Raw genomic sequence first — 20276 nt, 5'->3', positions numbered from 1 at the left:
GAACGAAAGAGAGCCCACCATGACAGAGCAACAACCCTTCAAATGGCATCACTTCGAGGCCGAAATCATCCTTGTCTGTGTGAGATGGTATTTGCGGTACGTCCTCAGTTACCGCGACCTCGAAGAACTCATGCGAGAACGAGGACTCTGCGTCGATCACACCACCATTTACCGTTGGGTGAACGCGAGGCAGCCTACACCAAAGAGTACCGCTTGAAGGACCACCTTCAACATGGGACCAACTTGGTCGTCCTGACTGACATCCACCTCCTGGCCGAAATTCCACAGCAGATCGAGAGGTATTGTCAACTTAACCAGAAAAATGAAGAATATTGCTGAGTTATAGCGAAGAAGGATGCTGATGGGTCATGGAAGAGGTGGGGGATACCTATGGTTATGCGACTCGCGTTGCTCCAGTCAGTTCATTCCAAGTCTGAAATCGGTCCTGTAAAAGAGCGCGGTATTTTCCGGCCCTCAGACGGTGTCGTCGCGGTTGAAAATGTCCAGCGATGGGGCCAAAGGCCGAGAGGAAGCGTTGGGCGTGTTTGGCTGATTTGAAGCGCCGCATCTTCTTTTCGCGCAGTCTCGTGGGTTGGTGGGAGTTCTCTGCTCGATTGTTCAGTCCTTTGTGCTGCCGATGCTCCACGCTTGGCAAGATCTCGCGTTTAGCTGCACCATAGCTCTTGAGTTTATCGGTGATGATCACGCGTGGGACAGAGAGTAGCCCCTTGAGCAGCTTGCGGAAGAATCGCTTAGCCGCCTTTTTGTTGCGTCGGCTCTGCACGAGGATATCCAGCACGTTGCCATCCTGATCTATCGCTCGCCAGAGGGAATGCTTCTTGCCCCTGATGGAGAGGAAAACTTCGTCCAGATGCCACTTGTCGCCACAGCGAGGGCGACGACGACGCAGTGCATTCGCGTAGGTCTGCCCAAACGTCAAACACCATTGCCGGACTGTTTCATAGCTCACAACGATCCCGCGTTGCGCCAAAAGCTCTTCGACATCACGAAAACTGAGCGAGAAACGGAAATACACCCACACAGCGTGACTGATAATTTCGGGCGGGAAGCGGTAACCTTTGTAAGCGGGAGCAATGCTGTTTGTTTTCATACAGCCATTCTAGCATATTGTTCAGTTCTATTGCTAAGTTGACAATACCTTCCATAGCGCCGGCCTTTCTTCCACGCCCACTCATCTATTCCCACCTTTGCAACCTTGCCTTCGCTGGGTAAGGGAAGCTGCAAGACGCGACGAATGATGGTTTTGGCAGTGGTGGGCATGCCAAGCGACGAGGCGATCCGCGCTGCATCGGCTCCATTGGTGGTCACTCCTAGTGCCTGAAGAGCCTTAACGAGCCGATCCGTCATTCGTGCATAGCGTTGGACCAACTCTGGAAAGCGCTCGGCAAAGATGTGCTGGGGACAGGATGCCTCGCGACAGATCCACTTGCGCACCTGTAACTTGAGCACAAGGCATCGCCCACCAAAGGCGACATCGGCAATGGTACATACATAGCGGCTATGAACCCGAGAGCCTGGCGTCCCACACTGTGGGCAAAGAGCGCTTGCCGAGATGGCATGAAGATGGACGATGATAGTCTGATTCTGGACCTCAATGGTCTCAAGACGCACCATTGAAGGAAATGCAAAAACAGGGGAGAGATCGATGGAAATGCCTCCAGATGACTCAAATGATGAGAACTGATGCTATTCTAGCACAAAATCACGCGACAGGCACACCGAATATGTCCCAGAGCCGTTATCTGATTAAAAAACGAATTTTACTCTGAGAATCCACAACACCTCATTTGTACGCCTTGTTTTCTATACTCTCTTCATTGACTTTGCATCGTTCCTCAGCATCTCATCTGGTTGAGATCCTTTGTCGCTGATCGATGGATCAGCGACATGAGTGGAACTCCTTGGTCAGACGACGCAAGGAATAGCATCAAAACATGCGTCTTTAAACATGGCTCCAGCCTCTAAAAGTCTGTTGCAGACGTGCCATGAAGAGCATGTGTGGTGTTTCGTGCCAATGAAACACCACAATGTTCACGTGTTGAGAATGTTCGTTCTCTTCCTGTATTAGGCCCTTGAGTACAAACGGACCGGAATACCACGCTAAGCGCTTAGCGTGGTATTCCGGTCCGTTTGTACTCAAGGGCCAGTACTTTTTTAGCATTCGCTTGTCGAGCCGCACAAACCTTTGCATAGCCATATACTGAAGAGCTTATCACGCAAAGTGAGGGAGAGCCGTTTCATTCCCAAATTTAGAAGCAAATAACCAGCCATGAATCTATCTTCTCTCTATGGGCTCTTCTTGAGATGTGCTCGTCTCTTCAAGTTCATCGCTAATATAGTGCTGGCAGACGGAACCGACAATCTGGATGAGCTGCTCATCAGGGATCGCGCTCAGGGCCTCGGTGTGTAGCAAGCTACGCATAATATTGACGCCAATGAGTTGTGACAAGGCCAGTTCGGCGCGTAGATGCCCATTGGGTCCGCCAATCTGCTCCGCGATAGGCTGCAGGAATTGTTCGTTTAAGACCTGGCGGAGCAGGTCAGAGTTATCATTGCTCGATGCTGAACGGATCATGATGAGGAGCGGATCGCTGGCATCCTGTTTGCTCCAATGTGATATGTAGTGGTGAATCAAACCATGACCCAGCTCCATACCCTCTCCACCAGGGAGGCTGCTACAGTTGCCTTTATCTAATGTTGCCAGGAAGAGATCTTCTTTTGAACCAAAGTAGCGAATGACCAAAGCGGGATCGATACCGGCTTTGGAGGCGATGTCGCGAATGGTGACGTACTCATAGCTATCATGTGCAAAGAGCGTGCGCGCAGCCTCTAAGATAGCCTGGCGTGTCGCAGCTGCGTCGCGACAACGACGAGCAGTGTGTTTCGCTGTGTCTCTCATCTCGATTCCTCGCCTTCCTGGACCCACGTGTATCTCTCATGCTGTTCCTATCTCATCATCAATCATACCATAGTCAACAGGTGTTGACAAAAGCAGATGGGATAGTTTATAGTGTTCTTAGTTGTCAACACCTGTTGACAAATGGAGAGAGTCGTCCCGAAGGAACTCATTCAAGGGGAGAAGGATGAGAGCGCCTGATCCCTATTTGAACAGTGCCTTTGAAATTGACCGGACCATACCCAACAAAACTATTCCCATTTTGGAGGAAAAATGAGTACTGAAATAACGGCAAAAGAGGAATCATTCCAGCCAGATTACGCCGGACTCCAGTCCTATCTGAATTATGTCCAGAAACGGCGTTCTATACGTAAGCTTACATCTGGCCCAGTCCCTGACGAGACGATTCGCGGCATAGTTGAAGCAGGCCGCTGGTCGCCTTCCTCTGCCAATTCACAGCCAACCCGTATTGCCGTAGTGAAAGAGCGTCATGTGGAGCTTTGGGATTTTATTGAGAGCACATTGAAGCAGAAATTACAGGGGGAGCAATTGCAACGTGCTCTGGGCCGCCTTCCTGGCTATCGTTCAGGTGTTTTCACACTTGTTTTTTACGAGGACTCTGCCGTTGCGGACAATCCACCGTTTCCGGGAGGCCAGGAACTCTGGAAAAATTTCTCTGCTCAGGCTCTGGGGATAGCCCAGGCCAATGTATGGAATGCTATCGCTGCCGCCGGGCTGGCAGCCTCCAATCAGCATATTAATCTGCAAATAGAAGAGGAACTGCGTGACTTCCTCGGTGTGCCTGCGACGTGGAGAAGCTATAGTATTTTTCCTGTTGGTTATGCAGACGAGACACCAGAGGAAGGAAGCCGTCACCCTCATGAGGAAGTTATCTTCTACGAGCAGGGTCCCGCTGCGTAAGAACCTTTGCGATTTGACCAATCATCATGCACTGGTTGTGAAGCAAATCATCAATCAGAATGGACTCAAACTGTGCTCAGAAGTCCATTGAAATAGGAGTGCACGGCAGCAACGATCTCGATTACTTCGGTATCGTTGCCTGCCGTCTTTTCCCTGGTGGGATCCCGGTCACGGCTGGAAAAACATCCTCAATGATCGACACAAAATCACCCCAAGCATTGATGTACCTGGCTCATCGCTACGTAAGGCGGAAAGAGGGCCCAGCAGATATTGTCAACTTGGTAACGTAGCGAAACAATGTGCTAGAATACCTTCATGAAAACAGAAACCACTCCTCCAGATTACAAAGGTTTCCGCTTCCCGCCTGAGATTATTAGCCACTGCGTTTGGCTGTATTTCCGCTTTTCACTCAGCTTTCGCGATATCGAGGAACTCATGGCACAGCGAGGCATCATCGTTACTTATGAAACGGTTCGGCAGTGGTGCCTGAAATTTGGGCAAGCCTACGCGAACGAGTTGCGCCGTCGCCATCCTCGCTGTGGAGATAAATGGCACATTGATGAGGTTTTTCTCACGCATCAATGGGAAAACGCACTATCTCTGGCGTGCCGTTGACCAGCATGGCAACGTGCTTGACATTCTGGTTCAAAGTCGACGCGACAAGAAAGCCGCAAAGAAGTTCTTCCGCAAGCTGTTGAAAGGATGCCAGTATGTGCCACGGGTGATTATTACGGACAAGCTTGCCAGCTATGCAGCCGCTAAAAGGGAGATTATGCCAGGGGTCGAGCACCGTCAGCACAAAGGCTTGAACAACCGTGCGGAGAACTCGCATCAACCAACGCGGCAACGCGAGCGAACCATGCGACGGTTCAAATCAGCAGGCCATGCGCAGCGCTTTCTCTCCGCCTTTGGACCCTTCTCGGATCATTCCCGGCCGCGACGACATTGTCTGCGTGCAGCAGAGCATCGCGCCACCATGCAAGATCGGTTCCAGGTGTGTAACCAGATAATAGAAGCAAAAACAGCAGCATGATACCACATCTTCCTCCCTCCCCTCAGCTTCTTTCCCTCCCCTTGGCTCTTCTTTTCTAAAAAGCTCTTCTATTGCTCCTCTAAGTTGACAATACCCTTCGATGCTATATCAGCCAGAATTCTCGAACAAACAAGGGCAAGAAACAGGGCACAATCCCCACTTTGAGGTCTGTTTCTCTTCTATAAACTCTACAATTGTAATGAAGTTGACAATACCGTCCTTTCATCTTTCTAAGAGCCGGAATCCACTGTGTGCAGCTTCCACTTTCATGAAGACGGAATTGGCGACATGGGTCGCAACCCCTGTTGTCGAGGGCCGCGCGAGTTCCTGAAGCATCTGCCTGCGAGTGACCTTCGCCTGTTCGGGATCGCCGCTATCCAGGGAGTTGGTCCATTCGGGATGCTCGATCTGCACAGCACTATGGAAGATATCGCCGAGAATGATGACTCGTTCCTCGCCCGCTGTTACCAGCAGCGATGCGTGACCGGCGGTATGCCCTGGGGTAGCGAGAACCCTCACTCCGGGTACGATATACTCTCCCTCCTCTGCAAACTCGATGCGATGCTCCAGCAGATTCAGCGCATCGGCCACACTGGCTCTACTCTCCGGCTGATTGTCGAAGCGGTGCCACTCAGCACTCCGTACTAGATAGCGTGCATTCGGGAAGGTCAGGACCAGCTCGCCATTGACCTCGCGCACGGCCCCGTTTACATGATCTGAGTGCATGTGCGTGAAAAAGACAATATCGATGTTGGCAGGATCGAGTCCCGCACGCTCAAGGTTGGGAGAGGAGCTGACCGGCATAGCACTTGAAGCGACTGCTCTCATAGGTTCTGGGGCCGAGGCCGGTGTCAATCAATATCGTATGCTCAGGAGTCTGGAGCAGATAGGCGCCCAGGCTACCGACAAGTTGACCATTGTCATCGAGATAATTTCGATAGAACTGTCAGTCCGTCGCGGTGGTTGTTGGGAATACGGCTGTTGGATTGAAGAGAATGTATCCATCGGGCAGATAAGTTATGCGAACGTTGCCTGGTGTAATCGAGCTATAGGTTGCTGCTTTGACCATTGAATAGCTTTCCTTTCAACAGAGAATAACATCTCTTGCCATTAGAGAACAAACCACTGTAAATCCCAGCATTGAGCGGGCGGAATCTGCATAACTCTGCGGGTGGCTGTGTTGCAAGAAATAATCTGATCTGCTAGAGTGGGAGGAAAAGAACCACAAGAGGACCCCATTATGACAGATCAGCATCCATTCAAATGGCGTCACTTCCAATCCGACATTATTCTCCTGTGCATACGATGGTACCTCCGCTATGCTTTGAGCTACCGGGACTTGGAAGAAATGATGGCTGAGCGGAGGCTTTCGGTCGACCACACGACGATCTATCGTTGGGTCCAACACTATGCTCCTGAACTGAACAAGCGATGCCAACCATTTCTCAAGCCTTCCAATGACTCCTGGCGGGTCGATGAAACGTACATCAAGGTCAAAAAGGAATGGATCTATCTCTATCGAGCTGTCGATTCACAAGGGAATACGCTCGACTTCGTGCTCAGTCCGACCAGAGATGGGAAGGCCGCCAAGTGCTTCTTTCTCAAAACCCTCGTCGCCTCTCATACGAGCGAGCCGCGAGTGATCAACGTCGATAAGAACGCAGCCTATCCCAAGGCCGTTGCCGACCTGAAAGCCGCTAGAGTTCTGCCTGAACACGTGGAATTGAGACAGGTGAAATACCTCAATAATCTGATCGAACAAGACCATCGCTTCATCAAACGCTTGACGAAGCCGGGGATGGTTTTTTTCTCGTTTGAGACGGCCTGGCGAACACTGCAAGGGTTCGAGATGATGAACATGCTGAGGAAAGGGCAAGTACAAGGCGTGGCAAAAGGGGATGTGGGAGGCCAGGTCGCGCTAGTTGCCACACTGTTTGGAGTGGCTGTTTAAGAAAGATTGTGAGGAACAATCACGCCCAGTTTCTTCCTTTGCAATTTCTTGCAACACAACCGGAGAAAGCGCTGTTCGCCAGCTCTTGTCTTTCCCTCACTGTTCACTTTTCTCAAGAGAGCGGAAGAGGGCAACCACCTCACTCGTCGTGAGAATGGCATGAGCAAACGTCGGTCCATTAATCTCGTGCGCTGCATGCATGGCTTCTCGGCTATACGCTGCTGTCGCATCTGTAACCAGGGTCACATGGTACCCGAGTTCCATGCCAAAGCGACCGGTCGCTTCGATACAGGTGTTGGCGATCATGCCAATCAGCACCAGGCGTTGGATGCCATGTTGCTTGAGCTGTAGATCCAGGTCCGTGTTGGCAAAACCGTTTTGCGCCCAATGCTCTTTGATCACAATGTCGCCTTTTTGAACGGGAAAATCGGGATGGAATTCTCCCCCCCAGCTTCCTTTGGCAAACGACTCACGTTTCATCGAGGCAAGTTGGCTCGGTGAGGGATACTTCCAGGTTGTGTAATCGCCTGGCTCCCAGCGATGATGAGGCACGAAGAAAATGGGAATGTTGGCGTGTCGCGCTGCACTCACCATCTCGCGCAAATGCGTCAGGAGATCCACGGACTCGGCAACCTCTTTGAAAAGAGGATACAATTTGCCTCCGGGCGAAAGAAAGTCGTTATAAGGATCAACAAACAACAATGCTGTCTGACTTCTTTGGTTCTCTTCGAGAGACATGCTTCTCCTCCAATCACTAGCGGTTGGCGCGTGCGGCGCGGGCAATGCTCTCGGCAAACAGTGGCGTTTCGCGCCGGTTATGATCCGAAGAGATCGGCTGCCGAGCACGCGCCGCCTCCTCAAACGTCAGACCTTGTTTCTGGATAAAGTCCAGGAACTCCTGCGTGGGATGGGAGGTCACACTATTAGTATATTCACAATGTTGCGCATCGATGGCTTTCATGCGGAGCTCCCAGATCACCTGGATGCGGGTACGCCCATTGGGGGTAAACAGGTCCGAGGTTGAGACCATTTTGCAGTAGTGTTTTTCGGCGACCTCGCCGATGTAGTGTTGGATCATTAGGCTCGTGCCAATCTTTTCGACATTGATCGACATACGGCGCCCGTCATCGGTCGTCGTAGAAGCTGCGGTGATGTGGTCCGGAGAGCAGCAGCGCTGGTATTCAGCCTCGGGCACGGTGAACACCCAGGAGGCGATATCGACGTTGTCGATGGGAATATTCAGGGTGTGGCTGAAGGACGATTGGGACAGAATCAAGTCCGTGCGAATGATCTCTTGCATGTGGTATCTCCTCAACATCTCTCGTACTCCTCTGAAGGGGAACAATTTTTGTATGACTTTCAAGAGCATCCTCTGTTCCCTTGGAAGGAAGACGCATGTGACAATCATGTAGAGGCACACGCATCCTGACACGAATACTCATTCTCCCTTCTCCAGGATAACCAGAGAACCAACCAGCTGAGAGGAAGTATAGAACGGAAACCATTCTGGAACCAGATGAACAGTTTTCCTGGGATATTTTTTCCCTGTGCTGGCTATTTGGGACATCCGTTCGATAAATCGGACTGTTATGTATGATGGAGTGAGCTTTGTGGAGTCAAGGTGGAGCGCCTGGCCCACTTTCATGAGTAGGTTTCTCCACCGTGCTCCCTCAAACTGAGCGGACCCCTTTCGGAGTACTCAGCTTTCCCTGTTGACTCTTGCTTTTGGCAAGGTGTGTTTGTTCCTGTTTGACGTTGTTCAAGGGTCTAGTTCCCTCGTCTTTCGGTACTAAAACACCGTCAACACTACCGCCCTTCCCCATGCTCGCGGCTTTCCCGCGCTCAGAGTACTACGGCGGTTCCGCCCCATATGTCCTCTTCGGTGTCCTCACCACCTATCCTTCAAAAAAAACTTTGGAGGAGCGAGGAGCACATGGTTCTCCGGTAGCGCCAGATCACTTTACCCGCTGACCGTAGGTAGGACAACCACATGCGTAACCTACGCTACGCTGAGATCATTCCTGCTTTGGTGATGAAGCCTCTACAGCACTCGGAGAGCGAGGGAACGGCTACGACAAACAAGTAGCCTGTTCGTCTGATCTCATCGGCCCTTCAACCGTCCTGAGCCGGGTGTGCTATCTTAGTGGCTCTATCCTTCGCGGATTCGACCCGCTTACCGTAGTCAGCTCTCCTCGCAGCACATGCCTCTTGGTACGACGATTTCCCGCACATGTGCCGCATGTCCCTCTCCGGGCTAACCAATACGCACAGGGCTTATCAGCTTCGTCACCTGCGCCCCCTATCGAGTGAGACCGACAGGGCGGGAGAGGTTAGGAACGGGCAGCTTCATCCTGTCCGTAGGCTGTTTACAGCCTGGTCATCTGGCACCCGAACGGACGCCCCTTGTCAAAGCACGTGGGATGCGTGTACAATCAACAGGGGCCATTCTACGTATGCCCTCCGACCATACGCCGTTCTCACAAAGAAGAGGTTTCTATGTGTGCTGCGTCTCTTTTCCTCGGTCACGCAACATGTCTCTTTTTGCTTCCATACGCTTCAAGAACATGTTTTGCGTTGGATTAAACCGTCGACAACTTCCTTTGTACTCGGCACGTTCGCCGATCTGACGCGCAGCAAAGCCGAACTTTTGGCTGAAAATGCGCTCTTGCGACAACAACTGATCATTCTGCATCGACAGGTCAAGCGACCAACCTATCGGAAGACGGATCGGCTTCTTTTCGTGCTCCTCGCCAGGATGGTCCGAACCTGGAAACAGGCGCTTTTCCTTGTCCAGCCAGAGACGCTCCTCCGCTGGCACCGCGAGCTTTTCCGTCTGTTCTGGAAGCGCACATCGAAGGGGCATGAGAGAAAGCCGAAGCTCTCGTCCGAAACGATCAGCTTGATCAAGGAGATGGCCGCAAACAATCGGCTCTGGGGAGCGGAACGTATTCGCGGTGAGCTTCTCAAGCTCGATATTCGGGTGAGTAAACGCACGATTCAGAACTATATGAGACCCATCCGCCGCAAAAGGCTGAGTGGACAGATCTGGAAAACGTTCCTGCGCAACCATGCGGCAGAAATATGGGCTTGCGATTTCCTTCAGGTCCCTGACCTCTTCTTCCGCCCGCTTTTTGCGTTCTTCATCATCGAGTTGCAATCGCGAAAGGTCATTCATGTCAATGTGACGCGCTCTCCCAGCGATCCCTGGGTAGCGCAACAGTTGCGAGAAGCGACTCCCTATGGACACGCGCCAAAATATCTGATCCGGGAGAATGATCGCAAATTCGGGCCGGCATTCGCACGAGTAGCAGCCACAAGCCGCATCAAAGTCCTTCGAACGCCGTACCGAACCCCACAAGCGAATGCCATCTGTGAACGCTTTCTGGGAAGTATGAGACGAGAATGCCTGGATCACTTCCTGATCTTTCAGGAAAAGCAGCTGTACCGCCTTCTCAAAGCGTCTGTCATGTACTTCAACCAGGCTCGACCGCAGCAAGGGCTGGGGCAGCGAATTCCTGATCCATCGATTCCATCTACTCCTCTGCCGAACCCACCGAACCAGGTGAGCGCCATTCCTGTATTGAGTGGCTTACACCACAACTACCGCAGAGCAGCTTAAACAATGGCAAGCATATACCCCAAGAAGCAGGTGCAACCCGTAAAATATCAGATGGGGTATCTGAACGTTTCTTGCCCGTTTTCCCTCATCGGACAAAAGAACAGGTTATTTCTCCGCTTCATTACCGAGATCGGTGCTTCTCTGCTCATGAAGCAAAGGCCTCCCCTTGCTTGGCGGTGCGCCTCTTTGTGAAAGCAATGTGGAAGACGAGAGCGTATCCTGGACCGATTTTCCGATCTTATGAACAGATATTCCAAGTAGCCAACACAGGACTCACCGTGACTGAGCAACCCCCGTTCAAAGGGCGCCACTTCCAAGCCGATATCATTCTCTTGTGCGTACGATGGTACCTTCGTTATGCTTTGAGCTATCGCGATCTTCTGGTGGGCCGATGAAACATACATCACGGTCAAAAAAGAGTGGGTGTATTTGTATCGAGCGGTTGATTCGCACGGAAAGACGCTCGATTTCTTCTTCAGCTCGATGCGAGAGGCCCAAGCCTCCAAGCAGTTCTTTCTGAAAACGCTCGCCGCTTCCCATACCAGGGAACCACGGGTCATCAACGTAGACAAAAACGCTGCCTCTCCCAAAGCGTTCGCGGAATTGAAAGCGGAAGGCTGTCTCCCCGAAGAGTGTGTATTGCGGCAAGTCAAATATCTTCATAACCTCATTGAAAAAGATCATCGTTTCATCAAACGGTTGACGAAGCCAGGGATGGGCTTTTTCTCGTTCGAGACGGCCTGGCGAACCCTCCAAGGAGACGAGATGATGAACATCCTGAGGAAAGGGCAAGGACAAGGAGTGGCAAAAGGAGATGTGGGAGAGCAGGTCGCGCCGGTCGCCACACTGTTTGGAGTGATCGCCTACCTGAACGAGGAGGACCTCTTCACATCCATCTCGCCTTCGTCATCGTTTTTGCAACACAACCGCCTACCCTCACCCAATCGCCCCTGTTTGGTTTGTCACCAGCGAGTCTGGATCTGGACTGGGAATCGCTCTATCTGCGGATCCAGCGCGCCAGAACACCAGGAGCGCGAGAGCTGGCCCTGGGTCAACATTTCTTCAGAGAATACCTCTCCTCGGCCAGCGGATGCGTGGACAGAAGCAAAAGAGAGCCTGAGGTTGGACAGACCCAGCGCCAGGCGCGTTCATCTTCTGCGTCTGCATCTCCTACAATAACCAACGTCAGGCCGCAAACGTGACCACAAGCAACCGTCACACGTCCCAAATTTCATACAACGGGTAGCTTTATTTCCGTATATCCGTTGTATGAAAAGAAGAGAACAGTGAGCACAAAATACGTAACGGAACGTGTTATTTTTCGTGTTCCGTTGCATAGTAATGGAGATAAGAAGATAAGCATGAGCAGGCAGCAAAAGCCAGCAATGGACGCGAGGCTAGCCACCCGTGTCCAACAGAAGAAGGCGGCGTTAGACAGATACCGGCCCCTCCCAGCCGGAACCGTGAACCGGTTGAATGAGGACCTCAAAGTCATGCTGACCCATCATAGCACGGCGATTGAGGGGAACACGCTCACCCTCAACGAGACGGCCATGGTGATTGAGTACGGGATCACCGTTGGGGGTCACTCACTCCGGGAGTATAAGGAGACGGAGAACCACGCCCGCGCCTATGACTATGTTGTGTCTCTGGTAGCTGGCAAACAAGAGCCGATCACGCAGGAAACCATCTTGACCTTGCATCAGTTTGTGATGAGTAGCATTCTCGACGAAGCTCAGACCGGAGTGTGGCGTACTGTGCCAGTGTACATTCGAGGAAGCAACATGACGCCGCCGCCAGCCCGCGATGTTCCCCGGCTTATGCATGAGTGGGAGAAGTGGATAAACGGTAGGCAGGGCCAGCAGTATGATCCCGTCACCCGCGCCGCCATCGCCCATCACGGCTTTGAAGCCGTTCACCCATTCCCCGATGGCAACGGCAGGGTAGGCCGCCTGCTGCTCAATCTCATGCTGATGCAAGAGGGCTACCCACCCGCGCTGGTGCTCAAAGATTGGCGTGTGCGCTACATTCATGCACTTGATACTGGCAACACTGGCAACTATGGCCCCCTGGCGAATTTGATAGGTCAGGCCGTCGAGGCGAGTCTTGACCTCTACTTGGAGGCATGTGCGACCGTACCGGCAACAGAGGAGGAGGATTATTTGCCTCTCCCACAGCTAGCGCGAGAGTTCGGGTACAACCCGGAGACCTTGAGTTGGGCAGCGCGCTACGGGAGATTAGAGGCACGTAAGCGGGACCGCCACTGGTACGCAACCCGCGCTGCTGTGGCAACATATCAGCGCCGCGCCGAGGAATACCTCCGCCAGCATAGGCACTCCCAGCAGGGTACTGGAAGAAAAGAGACGTGAGACGGTCCTCTGAATCACGGCCTCTTACAACTGATAGGCATCAACCAATGGATGGGTGGAAAGCAGCAGCAGAGCACCTGGCGCTGGATACACCCAACGCCAGGCTCGTTCATCTTCTCCATCTGCATCTCCTAAAATAAGCAAGTCCAATTCCTTCTCTGGACCAACCACACTGGCCTATCCCATAATCTCGCAAAGCTGGCTCCCCTCTTCTATCACCACGTGCCCCTGGACGGTATTGTCAACTTGGAGAGACTCCTTCATAGAAAACTGAACAGTGTGATACAATGGCGCCATGAAAAAGAATGTCTCCGCGTCTCCCTACAAAGGCTTCCGCTTCCCGCCGGAAATTATCGGTTATGCTGTCTGGTTGTACTTTCGCTTCCCCTCAGTTGCGCGTGACGTGGAAGAACTGATGGCCGAGCGTGGCATCGTGCTTACCTATGAAACCATTCGCCAGTGGTGCCTCACATTTGGCCAAACGTATGCCAATGAGTTGAAACGTCGACGCACAAGGCCGGGAGACAAGTGGCATCTGGATGAAGTATTTTTGACCATCAATGGAAAGCGAAGCTACCTGTGGAGAGCCGTCAACCAGCACGGCACTGTTCTCGATATCCTCGTACAAAGTCGACGTGACAAACAGGCAGCGAAGAAGTTCTTTCGCAAGTTGCTCAAGGGGCTTGAATACGCGCCGCGAGTGATCATCACCGACAAGCTCGCTAGCTATGGGGCTGCTAAGAAAGAGATTCTACCAAGCGTTGAGCACCGCAAACACAAAGGGTTGAACAACCGAGCGGAAAACTCCCATCAACCGACGCGGCAACGAGAACGAAGCATGCGTCGGTTCACATCTCCTGGACATGCGCAGCGCTTCCTCTCAGCCTTTGGACCGATCTCGGATCACTTCCGTCCCCAACGACATCGTCTCTGTGCTTCAGGCTATCGTGCTCTCATGAAGGAGCGATTTGGGACCTGGAATGATATCACTGCTGGAAACAGGGTTGCATGATGAGGCATCTTTTCCCAGTTCTCACCTGCCATTGTTCTCCTAACAAGCGTTCCCTCAGAATTATGCTCTCCCTCATACAATAACTTGACAATACCCGATGGTGACCACCTCGCTATCTGAAAGCTGGGGAGCGGGTCCTGGTCGCTCTAAGGCGTCTTTGATCACGGCTGATCCTTTCATTAGGTCATCAACTATGAGAAAAAGAGTGGTGAGAACGGTCGCTTTGTCAAGCATTGCTGGACGCTCCTTGTTTGTTGATTGGCTTTACAAACAGAAGCGTACTTCCGTTCTCCTTTTTTGTCATCCACTAGCACAAAGCGTAGAGAATTTCTCGAATACGAGCCCCTGATTCATAGGCCATCCTGACCACAATCTGATCACGCAACCCCCACTGAGCCATTCTCATTCCCTGCGCCAGTCGTGCTGGCAAACTTGGATCATCCATCGGCTGGGGAATCCACTGCTCCTCTTGCAAACGGAAATAATTTTCCGAACAGCGGTGTCCTCGGGCAATCTCCATGCCGCTGTACGCAGGCATACGTGGTCGCCTTCCTGCCGCACGACGCTCCGCTGCTTCCACCTCATGGAGCACCGCACTTGCCGTATCGATCAATGGATTGCCATAGGCATACCATCCAGCACGACACGCCATCTGGTAAAAGTGCTTGAGCGCGGCCAGAAACACTCGCACGGTACTTGAACTCCCCTCTCTCGCGTCCAATCACCTCATATCCTTGAGACCGACGCGCATGACACCGCAGCCGTTGCACCACATACTCGCGCACCAACTCGCGCACCGTCTCTGGCGCACTCTCCCAGCCTGTTCCATGGGCACACTGGCTCTCATGACTCAGGAGATAGGTGCGCATACGGCAATAACACACGCACATAGGTTCGCGCGGCACCAGCCGACAAGATCTGGTTCATCTGCCAGGCAAACTCCGTCAACGCATAGTGGGGAGCACCCGTTCCATCCACTACCACTTCTCGATAACGGCTCGTCACCCCCTCCGGACACGACACACACCGAAAAACTCCCATACTCTGACTCATACACCTCTTTTCCACATCACACAAATGACACCTCGTACGCTTCTACAACGTACTCTCCTCTATCCTGGCCCCTCATGGTACCCAGGTTGGGCCCCCTTTTCCTTCATTACCGATTACTTCCATGCTCGTACAATCACTTCCGTGATCGGTAGACAAACACGCGGGAACCCCATGAATGGGCCAGCGCGAATCATCCTTGACTCTGATGGCCCAGCGCCTCCTCAGGGCCGAAGGGGCAAGCCGATAGCCTGCAAGGCAACGACTCTACTCGTCCTCTCTCGCCGTCAACAACGGCAGCTGCGCTTTTCCCTCCTCATTTTTGAGGAAGATACGTCACTGACAGTGATCAGCCTGCCAGATCGCATTCGCACACGTGGCCTCGCGAGGCCACAGAAGAGCACATGCCTCCCGACATGCCTCCCGATACGCCACCGCTCCGCGCCTCGGCCCAGCGTCACAAGACTCGGAAAGCTGTCCAACCATTCGATACACCTGGGCACGCCTTTGGAAGCGGGCACTGGTACTCCTGGACGACCTGGCTCACCTACGAACGAAGCCACCGCTGCACCGTTTTCAGCGGGATACCAGGCACCCGTACGACCTTGGTTTGACACACCACGCGCCTCAAGTGGAGGACGAATGACACGAAAACGTTGGAAGGCTTGCTGGCACCGGTCCTCTGCCATCGCCATCCGCTTGTTCCCTTCTCCACAGGCACCATTGTCTCTATCAACACATCAACATCTCTCACTATACCCTACAAAACGAGAGAAATCTAGAGAAACAAGAGGAATTTTATTCTTCACACCTTTACATAGGATAAGACGAATATACAGTAATAGCGGAAGCGCAAGCAAAATCTGTTCCCTTTGCGTACGGTGGCCCCACACACAGCACCTGCTGGAGCCCACCCCTCGGCGCTCCTCTCTGGCAAGGAGTGCGTTGCGGCGGGGCGGCTCTGCTTCCACTGCCGCAACGCACATCCTCCTCACCTATGCAGGTGCAAAGCGAACAACATGCTAAAACGACTAGAAGAATTTTCGCAAAGAAGGAACGTCTGTCTCGTCTCTCCCTTCCTCAAAGCGAGACAGGCGCATGGAAGAGATGAGCTCTGCCCTCTGCATTTGCCCCTGGACGCTTTGCAGGAAGGCTTCTTCAAGCCCAATCATATCGAAGCCTTTCTTCATACGTCATATTCCTAAACACACCCTTTCTCAGAACACTCCTTCTTCAATTGCGCCTATCAGGTGCAGTTGGCTACCATCTTTTCGCATCTCCTGACCAGGCTTTTGGTTTCTTCGATATTCTCCACAATTCGTGCACACCCCCCTGGATAACTTCGTGGAAAAATGGGTTGCGCCGTGCCCTACGGTTCAGGTATCCTTTGGAGGAACGAGTGTTCTTCCCCTTCCTGCGCCCGGCGGTGGCCCTTCTATTTCATCTCTGATCGTTTGTGCTTTTTCTTAGCAAAGGAGAGAACCACTATGCCTGCAACTATCGAGGGAGAGGAGCCTCGTCTGGCCCCACGCAGTCTCGTTGTACGCCGCCGCCCGAGGTCCCAGCCCGCGAAAGCGCCAGCCGTCCAGACGGCGCGTGCCTCTCAATTCGCCAAACCACGTGCACAGCGCCCTGTCACGACTGAAGAGGTACAGGAATTCTCGCGGTCGTCAGTTCCACCGTCGAAAACATCCCGAGGTGGGAACTGGCTCCTGCCTCTTGGGGTGGGAATGTTTTGCGCCTTACTGCTTGCCCTCACTGGATCGGCGGCGATGAGTTGGAGTGGTCGAGTTCTTGACGATGTTCACTATGGCTATCCAAGGACAACCCAGGTAGACCACTTTGTGGGCCACGAAATCGATCCACACGTACAAACCCATTTTATGGCTATGAATCTCAAGGGACAGGTGTTGATTTTCGAGGTTCCTGGCGCCGATCCACAACATGCCCGACTCCTGCAAGGCCCACGCCTTGTTGGCCCTGGTGCTGACCTGGCACCAGTCATGCTCACCTTCTCAGGCGATGCACGCCATCCGGATCTGGTGGCGACCATAGACGGCCTCCAGGTCGTCTTCCACAATACAGGAACAACCTTTGAGCCAATGCGGTAGAGGGCAGATAATGGGTATCACACCACCAGGGTATTACACCTCGCGGTCAGAGTGGAGAGTGCTACCCTCGATTCTCACGTTGGAGCACACCCAGTACTCCTCACCCAGGGCCACTTCTGCGCGGCCGATGCGCAGCTGCCCAATGGCGACCATAGCAAGCGCTAGCGCGCCCAATGGCATCTTGGACAACATAAAAATCATGACAAAGGGTTGCTCATCGGTGAGTGCTCCAAAGACGCGCACCTCATAGGGTGATGCACATGGAGGGAAGCGTCAGAACTGAGAACAGGAAGACCTGTGCTCAATTGAACAGGATCGTTCTCAGCGTTTAAGCAGCCAGGAACATCCCTTGTAAGGCTACCCAACGCTGACAAAACATCATACGTTGGTGGGCAAGAGACACTGATTGGTTCATAGTGGTGCGAAAGCGAAAGAACTGACGGACCTCCTCAAAGGCACGACAAAAACGAGATGCCGACTCAACGTTTCCAAAGCCTCGCATTGGGTAGTAACGCTGTTTGATCCCGCGATGGTCTTGTTCCAGTCGATTATTCAGATACGGATTGCAGCGATGGAGAACGTCGCTACCGAGTGTTTCGCGAATCGCTCGTGGATAGGAGCCATGCCCATCCGTCGTCACTTGTTCTGGTGCATGGCCAATTGTCTGGAGTGCTTGCTGAAAAAAGCGCTGAGCAGCCTCCATATCTCGTTTCTCGCTCAAGCGCGAATCCACCAAGTTGCCATCTGCATCAATGGCTCGATACAGATAACACCACTTCCCATGCACTTTGACGTAGGTTTCATCGACATACCAGGATCGACCCGCTTGTCCGCGTCGCTTGGTGCGCAGTCTCTCCGCTAGTAAAGGGGCAAAACGAGCTTCCCATTCTCGAACGGTCTCATGTGTGAACACAAAACCGCGTTCCAAAAATATTTCAGCGAGATCACGCAGGCTCAACTTGTAGCGAAGCCGCCACAGGACGACGAGGAGCACGATATCGGTCGGATATTCGAGATAATTGAAGGGAGTACCAGTTCGCTCGTTGAAGGTGCGGTGACATCTCATGCAGGAGAACGTGGAATAGCCGAGTGTCGTTTTCTTGCGCTGTTCTTTCGTGGTTGGGGATGCGCAGTGCGGGCAGTTCATGATACTCTCCTTATAATGATGTCCTCTAGGACTATCAGTGTATCACAACACTGATTTCCACTGTTCTTGTTCTCAGTCCTGACGTATCCACCTGGAGGAAGCTTTGCAGCAGGGGCAACAGAGTGCCTAGCTCGCGCGGCAGATAAACGTCGACGCCGTTGCTGCCTGTGGGGTATTGCTCGCCCGCCTGAGACTCGCCCAGGGCGATGTGTCCGGCGCGGTCGCTGTTCTGGATGAGGCCGAAGCGTTCGTGCGTCGGCATCACTTCGTGTTTCGGATGCCTGACGTTGCGGCAGCACAAGTGCTGACGTTGCTTCGCCAGGGGAGTCTTTCGGCAGCCGCTCATCTGGCGCATTTATACGACCTCCCCCTCAGCCAGGCCCGGGTCTACTTGGCCCAAAGCGACCCGTCCACAGCATTGGCGGTGCTTTTGCCATGTCGTCGGCAGGTAGAGGCTAAGAGCCTATCCCAATAGGCTGATACACGCTCTCATGGGACAAGAAGCAGTGTGAGGGAGCGCACTCTCAAGGTATGCTCTCTTTCTTAGATGTGCTTGTTATCTTGACTTCAAGTTGTTCAAGCACCTCTCGCAGGATCTGCGTCCCTCGCACGACATCCTCTAATGGAAGCCCCCCATATCCAAGAAGAAGTCCATTGCGATCAGATGTTCCGGCATAACACGTATCTATCGTCGAGATCAGAATGCCGCGCGCCTTTGCCTTCTGAGCAACGCGAGAGGAATCCAGGTCTGCACGCAGTTCAAGATACACATGTAACCCGGCATCGAGGCCACGTAATTGAGCTAGATGGGCAATGGGGGCAAGTATATCCTTTAATACCTGACGCTTTTGTGCATAATGGAGCCGCATCCGTCGAATGTGTCGATCGAGATGCCCTCCCGAGAGCAAAATCGCCAGTGCTTGCTGTGTTGGCCAGGAGGTGTGATAGTCTGAAAAACGTTTTAAGCGCTCAATGGACTCCCGCAATGGTGGTGGCACGAGCATATACCCAACGCGTAAAGCAGGTGTCAGGACTTTCGAAAAGGTTCCGATGTAGGCGACATACCCGGACGTATCAAGACTGGCAAGTGCTGGCAATGGAGGAGCATGGAAGCGAAATTCACTGTCATAGTCATCCTCGATGATCAAGCTATCGTTGGCTTGAGCCCAGTCCAGCAATGCCAGACGGCGAGCGACCGAGAGCCTCGTGGTGAGGGGATACTGATGAGAGGGCGTGACATGGACGAGTACAGGAGCGCCCGGGCCATTCGGGAGTTGATCCACGCGAACGCCGTCATCATCAACGGGAAGCGGCAGAATCTTTGCCCCACATGCTGCCAGAATATGACGGGCCGTCGGGTAGCCCGGCTCCTCAAAACCCACCAGATCCTTTGGCTCCAGGATCGCTCGTGCCAGCAGATCGAGCGCCTGGGTCGCACCAGAGGTTACAATCAGATCGTTCGCTTGACACACAATGCCTCTCGCTCGTCCGAGATATTCGGCCAGGGCCGTTCGAAGGCGTGGGTCTCCATTTGGTGATCCACACATATTTGGTGGCAAGTTCGCCAGAGCCTTGCGCCAGATCTCGTGCCAGACACGAGTCGAAAGTGGCGCAATTGTTGGGGTGCCTAGCCGAAATTCAATCATGTTTGGTTCTGAAGAGGGCGGATGACTTACGGGGAGCGTCGTGGGGCGGACCCATCGGGGAGATGGAGATGGAGATGGGCGAGAAGAATGAGGGCGTGATGGAAGATCCTGGCTGACATAGGTGCCTGATCCACGCCGCCCCTCAAGATACCCCTCAGCAAAAAGTTCATCATAGGCAGCAACAATGACATTGCGCGAAACGGTCAGTGCTGCCGCGAGTGCTCGAGTGGATGGTAACTGTGTCCCAGCCGAGAGCAGTCCATCCACAATAGCTTTACGCACTTGTTGTGCTAACTGGACATGGAGCGACTGTTCATGCTCCCGATCTAACGTGATCGGGAGGTCGAGAGAAGCTCTCACTTCTGTTCTCCCTCTCCTTCTAGTGGTTCCCTTGTTTTTGCGCCAAGTGGCCCTTTCCTCAGATCCACTTGTCTTGTAGTATACCGTCAAGTGATCATTTCGACAAGAAGCAACCATCCAAAACCGGACAGAGGAGGAGT

Annotated in this window: 21 protein-coding genes and 3 pseudogenes; 11 read left to right on the top strand and 13 right to left on the bottom strand. The window is 53.0% G+C overall.

Annotated features, from left to right (window positions below; all coding sequences use genetic code 11):
• Positions 1-19: 19 nt before the first annotated feature.
• A pseudogene (locus JMJ16_RS12970) lies at positions 20-196 on the top strand (IS6 family transposase); the annotation flags it as partial.
• Positions 197-394: 198 nt separating this feature from the next.
• Here JMJ16_RS12970 and JMJ16_RS12965 read toward each other — a convergent pair.
• From JMJ16_RS12965 to JMJ16_RS12955, 3 genes are all read right to left on the bottom strand, one after another.
• Positions 395-1111: an IS6 family transposase gene (locus tag JMJ16_RS12965; RefSeq protein WP_201381819.1), complete on the bottom strand. Its 717-nt coding sequence runs from the start codon at positions 1109-1111 to the stop codon at positions 395-397.
• Positions 1108-1635, bottom strand: a complete 528-nt coding sequence (locus JMJ16_RS12960; RefSeq protein ID WP_236601445.1) for a transposase family protein — start codon at positions 1633-1635, stop codon at positions 1108-1110. Before JMJ16_RS12960 ends, JMJ16_RS12965 begins: the two co-directional genes overlap by 4 nt.
• Positions 1636-2296: 661 nt before the next feature.
• Positions 2297-2920 carry a TetR/AcrR family transcriptional regulator gene (locus JMJ16_RS12955; protein ID WP_236601444.1) on the bottom strand — a complete coding sequence of 208 codons (624 nt, stop codon included), beginning with the start codon at positions 2918-2920 and terminating at the stop codon, positions 2297-2299.
• 270 nt (positions 2921-3190) lie between these two features.
• On the opposite strand from JMJ16_RS12955, the gene JMJ16_RS12950 reads away from it, so the two are divergent.
• Positions 3191-3838, top strand: coding sequence for a nitroreductase family protein (locus JMJ16_RS12950; protein ID WP_201381817.1), 648 nt, complete (start codon positions 3191-3193; stop codon positions 3836-3838).
• 315 nt (positions 3839-4153) lie between these two features.
• Positions 4154-4871, top strand: a pseudogene (locus JMJ16_RS12945) (IS6 family transposase).
• A 222-nt stretch (positions 4872-5093) separates the two neighbouring features.
• Here the strand turns inward: JMJ16_RS12945 and JMJ16_RS12940 are convergent.
• Together JMJ16_RS12940 and JMJ16_RS55980 are read right to left on the bottom strand one after the other, a co-directional pair.
• Positions 5094-5675 carry an MBL fold metallo-hydrolase gene (locus tag JMJ16_RS12940; protein WP_201381815.1) on the bottom strand — a complete coding sequence of 194 codons (582 nt, stop codon included), beginning with the start codon at positions 5673-5675 and terminating at the stop codon, positions 5094-5096.
• 142 nt (positions 5676-5817) lie between these two features.
• Complete coding sequence (locus JMJ16_RS55980; protein WP_255553185.1) at positions 5818-5940, bottom strand: hypothetical protein; 123 nt, start codon at positions 5938-5940, stop codon at positions 5818-5820.
• A 171-nt stretch (positions 5941-6111) separates the two neighbouring features.
• Here JMJ16_RS55980 and JMJ16_RS12935 point away from each other — a divergent pair, with 171 nt between their 5' ends.
• Complete coding sequence (locus JMJ16_RS12935) at positions 6112-6822, top strand: IS6 family transposase (RefSeq protein ID WP_201381813.1); 711 nt, start codon at positions 6112-6114, stop codon at positions 6820-6822.
• 96 nt (positions 6823-6918) lie between these two features.
• Here JMJ16_RS12935 and JMJ16_RS12930 read toward each other — a convergent pair whose 3' ends face one another.
• Both JMJ16_RS12930 and JMJ16_RS12925 read right to left on the bottom strand, forming a co-directional pair.
• On the bottom strand, positions 6919-7560 hold the full coding sequence (locus JMJ16_RS12930) for an isochorismatase family cysteine hydrolase (protein WP_201381811.1): 642 nt from the start codon (positions 7558-7560) through the stop codon (positions 6919-6921).
• A gap of 16 nt (positions 7561-7576) precedes the next feature.
• Positions 7577-8122 (bottom strand): hypothetical protein, encoded by a 546-nt coding sequence (locus tag JMJ16_RS12925; RefSeq protein WP_201381809.1) that lies wholly within the window; start codon positions 8120-8122, stop codon positions 7577-7579.
• Between the two features lie 1200 nt (positions 8123-9322).
• Here JMJ16_RS12925 and JMJ16_RS12920 point away from each other — a divergent pair.
• From JMJ16_RS12920 to JMJ16_RS12905, 4 genes and pseudogenes are all read left to right on the top strand, one after another.
• Positions 9323-10441, top strand: a complete 1119-nt coding sequence (locus tag JMJ16_RS12920; protein WP_201381807.1) for an integrase core domain-containing protein — start codon at positions 9323-9325, stop codon at positions 10439-10441.
• Positions 10442-10719: 278 nt separating this feature from the next.
• Positions 10720-11305: pseudogene (locus JMJ16_RS12915) on the top strand (IS6 family transposase); the annotation flags it as partial.
• Between the two features lie 497 nt (positions 11306-11802).
• Entirely contained in the window at positions 11803-12810 is a 1008-nt protein-coding gene (locus tag JMJ16_RS12910; protein ID WP_201381805.1) for a Fic family protein, read from the top strand.
• A 295-nt stretch (positions 12811-13105) separates the two neighbouring features.
• The gene (locus JMJ16_RS12905) at positions 13106-13822 is read left to right on the top strand and encodes an IS6 family transposase (protein WP_201381803.1); all 717 of its coding nucleotides are present in this window, start codon (positions 13106-13108) and stop codon (positions 13820-13822) included.
• A 72-nt stretch (positions 13823-13894) separates the two neighbouring features.
• Here the strand turns inward: JMJ16_RS12905 and JMJ16_RS12900 are convergent, their stop codons facing one another.
• From JMJ16_RS12900 to JMJ16_RS12890, 3 genes are all read right to left on the bottom strand, one after another.
• Positions 13895-14056, bottom strand: coding sequence for a hypothetical protein (locus JMJ16_RS12900; protein WP_201381801.1), 162 nt, complete (start codon positions 14054-14056; stop codon positions 13895-13897).
• A 73-nt stretch (positions 14057-14129) separates the two neighbouring features.
• Positions 14130-14513 carry a hypothetical protein gene (locus JMJ16_RS12895; RefSeq protein WP_201381800.1) on the bottom strand — a complete coding sequence of 128 codons (384 nt, stop codon included), beginning with the start codon at positions 14511-14513 and terminating at the stop codon, positions 14130-14132.
• 152 nt (positions 14514-14665) lie between these two features.
• Positions 14666-14875 carry a hypothetical protein gene (locus tag JMJ16_RS12890; protein WP_201381798.1) on the bottom strand — a complete coding sequence of 70 codons (210 nt, stop codon included), beginning with the start codon at positions 14873-14875 and terminating at the stop codon, positions 14666-14668.
• Positions 14876-15276: 401 nt separating this feature from the next.
• On the opposite strand from JMJ16_RS12890, the gene JMJ16_RS12885 reads away from it, so the two are divergent.
• Both JMJ16_RS12885 and JMJ16_RS12880 read left to right on the top strand, forming a co-directional pair.
• Complete coding sequence (locus tag JMJ16_RS12885) at positions 15277-15486, top strand: hypothetical protein (RefSeq protein ID WP_201381795.1); 210 nt, start codon at positions 15277-15279, stop codon at positions 15484-15486.
• Between the two features lie 873 nt (positions 15487-16359).
• A complete protein-coding gene (locus JMJ16_RS12880; RefSeq protein ID WP_201381793.1) occupies positions 16360-16983 on the top strand; it encodes a hypothetical protein in 624 nt (207 codons plus the stop codon).
• Between the two features lie 33 nt (positions 16984-17016).
• On the opposite strand, the gene JMJ16_RS12875 is transcribed toward JMJ16_RS12880, so the two are convergent.
• Together JMJ16_RS12875 and JMJ16_RS12870 are read right to left on the bottom strand one after the other, a co-directional pair.
• Positions 17017-17184, bottom strand: coding sequence for a hypothetical protein (locus tag JMJ16_RS12875; RefSeq protein ID WP_201381791.1), 168 nt, complete (start codon positions 17182-17184; stop codon positions 17017-17019).
• Positions 17185-17311: 127 nt separating this feature from the next.
• The gene (locus JMJ16_RS12870) at positions 17312-18130 is read right to left on the bottom strand and encodes an IS6 family transposase (RefSeq protein ID WP_201381789.1); all 819 of its coding nucleotides are present in this window, start codon (positions 18128-18130) and stop codon (positions 17312-17314) included.
• Between the two features lie 175 nt (positions 18131-18305).
• On the opposite strand from JMJ16_RS12870, the gene JMJ16_RS56995 reads away from it, so the two are divergent.
• The gene (locus JMJ16_RS56995; RefSeq protein WP_201381787.1) at positions 18306-18605 is read left to right on the top strand and encodes a hypothetical protein; all 300 of its coding nucleotides are present in this window, start codon (positions 18306-18308) and stop codon (positions 18603-18605) included.
• A gap of 49 nt (positions 18606-18654) precedes the next feature.
• Here the strand turns inward: JMJ16_RS56995 and JMJ16_RS12860 are convergent, their stop codons facing one another.
• The gene (locus JMJ16_RS12860) at positions 18655-20136 is read right to left on the bottom strand and encodes a PLP-dependent aminotransferase family protein (protein WP_201381785.1); all 1482 of its coding nucleotides are present in this window, start codon (positions 20134-20136) and stop codon (positions 18655-18657) included.
• Positions 20137-20276: the final 140 nt, after the last annotated feature.

This window comes from Ktedonobacter sp. SOSP1-52 (assembly GCF_016587395.1).
Note: the sequence above shows the minus strand (reverse complement) of the source record. Positions and strands in the feature narration are given on the sequence as shown.